General features: G+C 64.8%; 8 protein-coding genes and 1 pseudogene. All 9 read right to left on the bottom strand.

What is annotated here, in order from left to right:
- Positions 1–125: 125 nt before the first annotated feature.
- Positions 126–361: pseudogene (cheY, locus tag ACUVTA_RS06545) on the bottom strand (chemotaxis protein CheY); the annotation flags it as partial.
- Between the two features lie 68 nt (positions 362–429).
- A complete protein-coding gene (locus ACUVTA_RS06540) occupies positions 430–906 on the bottom strand; it encodes a hypothetical protein (protein ID WP_445952154.1) in 477 nt (158 codons plus the stop codon).
- Positions 858–1376: an Hpt domain-containing protein gene (locus tag ACUVTA_RS06535; RefSeq protein WP_445952153.1), complete on the bottom strand. Its 519-nt coding sequence runs from the start codon at positions 1374–1376 to the stop codon at positions 858–860. Before ACUVTA_RS06535 ends, ACUVTA_RS06540 begins: the two co-directional genes overlap by 49 nt.
- Positions 1377–1380: 4 nt before the next feature.
- Complete coding sequence (locus ACUVTA_RS06530) at positions 1381–1968, bottom strand: chemotaxis protein CheW (protein WP_445952157.1); 588 nt, start codon at positions 1966–1968, stop codon at positions 1381–1383.
- 68 nt (positions 1969–2036) lie between these two features.
- Entirely contained in the window at positions 2037–2780 is a 744-nt protein-coding gene (locus ACUVTA_RS06525; RefSeq protein ID WP_445952152.1) for a hypothetical protein, read from the bottom strand.
- An 80-nt stretch (positions 2781–2860) separates the two neighbouring features.
- Complete coding sequence (locus ACUVTA_RS06520) at positions 2861–3451, bottom strand: hypothetical protein (protein WP_445952151.1); 591 nt, start codon at positions 3449–3451, stop codon at positions 2861–2863.
- Positions 3452–3466: 15 nt separating this feature from the next.
- Complete coding sequence (locus tag ACUVTA_RS06515) at positions 3467–3661, bottom strand: hypothetical protein (protein ID WP_445952150.1); 195 nt, start codon at positions 3659–3661, stop codon at positions 3467–3469.
- 26 nt (positions 3662–3687) lie between these two features.
- A complete protein-coding gene (locus ACUVTA_RS06510) occupies positions 3688–4035 on the bottom strand; it encodes a response regulator (RefSeq protein ID WP_445952149.1) in 348 nt (115 codons plus the stop codon).
- Position 4036: 1 nt separating this feature from the next.
- Positions 4037–4772, bottom strand: a 736-nt coding sequence (locus ACUVTA_RS06505) for a CheR family methyltransferase (protein WP_445952148.1), incomplete at its 5' end; no start/stop codon positions are given.

Below are 4772 nucleotides of genomic sequence, written 5' to 3'. Positions count from 1 at the left end.
GTATAGCACAATTTTCATGCCCCGGTGGCGGCGTAGGCGCCATGGGTGACTTATCTACCAGAGGGAGGGGTGGCTTTCCTGCTTTTCGGCCTGCCCCTTTTTACACACTATACCGGACACTACTCGATCCTGGCCCCGGGATCGATTTTCTTTATTTCTTTTACGGCGGCAATCCCGTCCATCTCCGGCATGGTAATATCCATATGGTAACCGCATCGGGCTTGAGTTCCCTGTATAGCTCCACGGCGCGCCGGCCGTTTTCCGCTTCGCCGGCAATTTCGTAGCCGTTCTTGGTGAGGATATCCTTGAGCATCATCCGCATGAAAGCGGCATCGTCGACGATGAGAATTCGCTTGCCCATGGTCGCTCAACCCTCTCCTACGTGAGTTGACGCGGAGGGTCCGCACACCGCTGTAAGATCACCCTTTCTCAAGCCAATTCCTTTTTTAAGAGAAGAGAACCGCCTGTGGCAAGCAACTCAAACAACCTCCTCCCGGCAGGCAGCCGAGGAGGGACAAACTCGACGGCACGGGCTTCCTTCAGCGAGAGCAGCCAGTCCAGCCCGGCCGGGCCGAGCTCGCCAAGGCCGCTCAGGTCGAGGACCACCCGCGGCGCTCTCTCGCCCGCTAGGCGCGCGGCCAGCGCCTGCGGGTCGAGGGCGCCGCCCACCTCGATGCGCGCTTCCACCGGCGTCCCCAGCGGCAGAACCTGGACCCGCTTCACTTCGGGAGTGGCGGAAAGCACTTCCACGAGCAGGCCCGGGCTATCTGGCACGGCAACTGTAGCTTCTATTTCGCTGCCCTCAAATCGCAGCCCCTCGACTTCGGAGAGCGTCGGGCGGGCCTCGACGAGAGTGCCTAGCTCCTCCAGGCAGCGCAGCACGACGTAGGCCCTGGCGGCCCGCATGGCACAGTCGTCGGCCAGCTCCACTTTGACCAGGACCGTCTGGGCGGCGGCAGCATCCCCCTTCTCTTCCGCCCTGCCGCCCCCCTCGCCAGGCGCTCCAGGCGCCAGGTGAGAACGGCGAGGTCGGCGGTGCACCCGCCTCTGCCCGCCGCCTCCTCTGCCAGCCCTTTAAGCGCGTCAAGGCAGGCAAGGAGCACGTCGGTAACTTCGGGCGTGACGTTTGCCGCGCCGCGGCGCAAGGCATCGAGCAGGTCCTCCATGCGGTGGGCAAGCCCCGCCATGCCCCCAAACCCCAGGGTCGCGGCGTTTCCCTTAAGCGTGTGGGCTAGGCGGAAAACTTCCTCCAGGCAGTCGCGGTTGCGCAGGTCCTTTTCAAGGTAAACCAGTCTTTCTTCAAGGGCCTGAAGCTGCTCGGTAGTTTTTTCGAGGAACGCTTCCAAATAGGACATGAGGTTCTCGTCAAAGGCCATGCCTCTACACCCCCATTTGAGCTCGGGCGTAGATCTGGTAAGGATCCAGGACGAGGAGGACGCCGCCGTCACCCAGGACCGCCGCCCCGGCGAAGCAGGGGTCGAAACCTGCGGCCTGGTCCAGGGGCTTGAGCACAATATCCTCCTGGCCGACGAAGCCGTCCACCACCAGGGCGTAGCCGGCCGCCAGCACAACCAGACACAGTTCGTCGGTCAGGGACGCCGCGTCTAAACCTGCGCCCAGGAATTCGCCCAGGAACACCAAAGGGACGACCTCGCCGCGGAGAACCGCCACCTTTTTCCCGCGCATGGTCCTCAGGTCGGAGGCCGGCAGTTTGACCATCTCCCGCACGTCCTGCAGGGGCAGCCCGTACCGCACCCCGTTCTGCTTGACGACCAACACCCTCGAGGTGGCCACCGTGAGGGGGGGTTCCAGCCGGATGGTCGCGCCCGCGCCAAGCTCCGAACGAACCCGCACGCTGCCCCCCAGCCTCTGGACCGCGGCGCGCGCGGCGTCCAGGCCGACGCCTCGCCCGGACACGGACGTCACTTTATCGGCAGTGCTGAAGCCCGGAAGGAAAAGAAACTCCATGACCTGCTCCTCAGCCATGGCCGCGGCTTCTTCCTCGGACACAAGTCCCGCCGCTACGGCCTTCCGCCTCACCAGTGCCGGCGTCCTTCACCTCCACCACCTTGCTGCCTTCCCTGGCCGCCCGCAAGGTCACCCTCCCAACTGCCGGCTTTCCCACCTTCAGCCGCTCCTCCGGGGCTTCGAGGCCGTGATCCACGGCGTTGCGCACCAGGTGCACCAAGGGGCTCGCCGATGGCCTGCATTACGGTCTTGTCGATTTCGGTGTCTTCCCCTTCCAGTTGCAGTTCCACCCTCTTACCCAGGTCCCTGGCGAGATCGCGAACCATGCGGGGAAACTTTTGGAAGACGAAGCTGGCGGGGAGCAGCCGCATCCCCATCACGGCGTCTTGCAGCTCGCGAACCCGCCGTTCCAGGGAGGCATGGTGTTCGCGGAGCTCCCTGGCGGCCTGAGGCGCGGCGTACTCGGCCTCCAGTCTTCTGGCCACGTAGGGCAGCGCATTGCACGCCACCACCAGCTCCCCGGCCAGCCCCATCAGCCGGTCGACCTTGGCCTCATCGATGCGCAGGGTTCTGCCCGAGGGGGTGCCCGCAGGCGCAAAGTCGCCCTGACCCCCGCTCCCCGCGTCGGCGCCGGCGCCGCGTGCCGCCGGTTGTGGCTCCGGCCGGCCACCGGCGCCTGCCACGGCCTCAAAGTCCGCCAGGAGGGCCTCGACTTCCCGCAGGTAGGAAGCGGTCTCGCCTCCGCCGCCGAACCCTTCCGCCCGCCGTTTGAGGTCTTGCCGGCCCAGGTAGGCGGCCAGGCGCCGGAGCACCGAAACAGTGGAACAATATAGGCGCGGATCATCTCCCGCAGAGGCGGCCTGGGCCAGGAACTCTTTCTGCTGCGCCAGGATCAGGCCAAGGACTTCTTTTTCTTCCCCGTCCAGGGACGGCGGGGCAGGAGCGCTTGTAAGCGGCGCCTCGGCGCAGGCCGTGCTTCTTCGCCTCCGGGCACCGGTTCTGGCCCATCGGCGCAGGTTTCGGCAAATACGGGATAGGCGGACAGCCGCAGCCCCGGCGGCGCGCCGACCACGGCCCGCAGTTTATCTTCCAGGTCCTGGCTGCTAAGCCCCGAGAGGACGCGGAACCGGAGACGCAGGTAAGCCGAGGCGCCGTCGCGCTCGACGTGGCAGCCCGCGTGGCAGCCCGCCACCTCGCCTGCCGAGGCAAGAACCTCGAGAACCGAGAAAAGGTTTGGCTCCGTCGCCGTCCTGGGGAGCTCGAGGCTAACCTCGTAGAGGCATGGCCAGCCCTCCGGTCTCGCCGGCGCTGCGGAGGGCGGAGACGCCTCCCTCAAGAGGGCCGCCAGCTCGGCCAGCAGCTCGTCCCGCTCAGGAAGGTCCAGGTCGGCGGTCTGCCTCTCGGCGGCGTCCAGGAGAAGCTCAAATGCCCGGGCCGCTGCCCCGGCAAGGCGCTCCGAGGGGCCTATGTATCCGTCTCTCACCCGTGCCAGGAGGAGTTACAGCTTTTCGATAACCTCACCCCACGCCGTCAGGCCGCAGCCGGCGGCCAAATCGGCCAACTCCTGGCACCTGGCAGCCAGTTCCCCTGCCGCCCGCCGGGCGCCCTCGCCGGCCAGCGCGACGGCCAGGAAACCGGTTCGATCGAGCGCTTTTGTAATTCTCTCCCCATGCTCCGCCAGGCTCTGCCTCACCCCGGTGAGCATTTTTGCCAGTATCTTCAGCCTTTCCGGTTTGACCGGCTTGACCAGGTAAACACGTTTGCGCCGGCCCGGTAGCCTTCCAGGCGATCGTTGTCCCTCGCCTCCGTGGAGATTATGGCCACCGGCGTGCCGGCCGTCCTTTCGTCCTCCCGTAGATGCCGCACGAACTCGTAGCCCGGCATCTTCGGCATGTTCACGTCCACGATGAAAAGGTCGTATTCCTCCCGGGCCGCCTTTTCCAGGGCTTCATACCCGTTGTCCGCATGCTCCACATGAAAGCCCGCCTCTCCCAGCACGGAGGCGCAATAACCGCGTACGGTTGCCGAATCGTCAACGATCAAAACCCGCTTTTTCAACGCCGTCACCTCATTTTTGATAGATAATGGCGTCGCGAAACCTTCTCAGCTTGAAAATCGGGGCGATTCTGCTCATCGATTCCGAGTGCCCGAGAAAAATGAAGCCGCCCGGCCTCAAGGCGTCGTAAAAGTAGAGGGCGGCCTCCCGCCGCGAAGCATCGTCGAAATAGATGAGCACGTTGCGGCAGAAGATGGCATCAAAATCCCTCATCGATCTCATGCCGTCGCGGTCGAGCAGGTTAAGGTGGTAAAACCTCACCTGGCGCCGCAGCTCGGGAACTACCTCAAAATCGTCGCCGGACCGGCGAAAATATTTGTTCAGATATTCCTCCGGCACCTCGCGGGGGCCGTAGGTTCCTTCCCTGGCCCTTTCCAGCACCTCCGTGTTGATGTCGGTGGCGTGCACCTCCCAATGCACCGGCCCGTCGGGAAGGCCCGCGGTCATCTCCTGCAGGATGATGGCCAGGGTGTAAGCTTCCTCGCCGGTCGAGCAACCGGCCGACCAGACGCGGACGCGGCGCGGGGCGCTACTGTTCTGGCCGACCAGTATCTCGGGAATGACCTCCTCGGCAAAGCACTTAAGCTGGTGGTACTCGCGGAAAAAGTGGGTCTCGTTCACGGTGAGGGCGTTCATCAGTTCCTGGAATTCCCGGCCAGAAGTGTCGAAGCGCATCCAGGCGAAGTAGGTGCGGAAATCATCGTGCCCGGTGGCCCGCATGCGCGCCTCGACCCGCTTCTCCACGTAG

It is taken from the genome of Thermodesulfitimonas sp., from assembly GCF_052743955.1.
The sequence above is the reverse complement of the archived record's forward strand: the minus strand, read 5'-3'. Positions and strand labels throughout refer to the sequence as shown.